The 1,264-nt window shown below is 66.2% G+C and carries 2 protein-coding genes and 1 pseudogene; all 3 read right to left on the bottom strand.

Going from position 1 to position 1,264, the window contains the following annotated elements; translation table 11 throughout:
* On the bottom strand, positions 1–341 hold a 341-nt coding region (locus U4E84_RS17745; RefSeq protein ID WP_322533399.1), incomplete at its 3' end, for a VOC family protein.
* Positions 342–403: 62 nt separating this feature from the next.
* Positions 404–580 carry a hypothetical protein gene (locus U4E84_RS17750; RefSeq protein WP_322533400.1) on the bottom strand — a complete coding sequence of 59 codons (177 nt, stop codon included), beginning with the start codon at positions 578–580 and terminating at the stop codon, positions 404–406.
* A gap of 272 nt (positions 581–852) precedes the next feature.
* A pseudogene (locus tag U4E84_RS17755) lies at positions 853–1,264 on the bottom strand (hypothetical protein); the annotation flags it as partial.

The following is a 1,264-nucleotide window of genomic DNA, read 5'->3' on the forward strand; positions in this document are numbered from 1 at the left end:
TCGACGCCGCGCTCGTCGAACCGCGCCTCCCAGTAGTCGAGGCTCCCCTCGGGGACACGAAAGGCGGTGCGGGAGACCTGTCCGGCGCCCACTTTTCCCTCCGGCAGGTTCGTCCACGGGAAGAACGTCATGCTCGTGCCCGGCGTCCCCTCGGCGTCGCCGTAGAAGAAGTGGTACGTCCCGGGGTCGTCCTGGTTGATCGACCGTTTCACCAGCCGGAGGCCGAGCGTCTCCACCCAGAAGTCGATGTTCCGCTGCGAGTCGCCCGCGACGCAGGTCACGTGGTGGATTCCGGGGGTGGGAGTCGGGCCGTCGCCGCCAGCCGCTGATTCGTCTGTCATACTCCGTCCTACGTCGCGGAGGGACTTCAATCGGCGCGGACACGGGTGTTACCACCGGGGAGCTATCCTCTAACGGCGTTCTCGATGACGACCGTTCCGACGACGTAGACGGGGAATATAAACAGAATCATCAGAACCGGAATCACGATGAATTCTGGTGTATCCCCGTCCCCTGTCTCGTAAACGAGCGCAGCTAACAGGAACGTAATCAGGGCGAGAAACAGTTCGGTGCGGTCCATACCGACACACGAGTATCGAGCCGTGTCATGATTTCGGTTGTGCGCAGCCATCCGCGACCTGACGTTTCAGGCGAGAATGTGTCTGAAGAACGGCGTCTCTACAGAGCCAGGTAACAGCGAGCGGCAGCGGCGTCGTTTATAAATGAGGCAATGCGGTCGGCAGGTGCCTGCGAGCGGCCGACAGGCCGCGAGCCGCGGGGGGACGGGAGGGCTCCCGCGGCTGGGGGTTCGGCGGTGTTTGACTCGACGGGCAGTTTATAAATAAACCCGTCTCAGCGAGCCCGACCCATCGCCTCCTCGATTCGTCCCCGAAGCGCCTCCAAGCGGTCGCCGACCACGCCGACCGCCGCCAACACCGGGTACGTGACATCGAGGTCTTGGTAGCAGTACGTCGCGAAGTCGACCTCGCCGCCGAGCGCGAGGCGGCGCTCGTGGTCCGCGAGGACGCGCTGGCGGCGCGCGGCGATACGGTCGCAGTCGTCTCGGAGCGCCGCGGTCCGGGTCCGGCAGGCGTCGAGCGCGCCGAACCCGACGCCCGCCGCGTCGCCCCCGTCGCCGCCGAGTTCGTCGTCGATCGCCTCGATCTCACGCCGGATCGGTTGGAGGCGGGACCCGGCGCGCTCGACGGACTCGGTCTCCGACTCCAGCGCGTCGCAGAACGCCTCGCGCTCCTGAACCGCGGTC

Origin of the sequence: Halorubrum sp. AD140 (genome assembly GCF_034497445.1) — an archaeon.
GTDB lineage: Archaea > Halobacteriota > Halobacteria > Halobacteriales > Haloferacaceae > Halorubrum.

Excerpts from the sequence above, each read along its gene's own strand:
- U4E84_RS17750 (WP_322533400.1), bottom strand. The coding sequence starts at position 580 with ATGGACCGCACCGAACTGTTTCTCGCCCTGATTACGTTCCTGTTAGCT.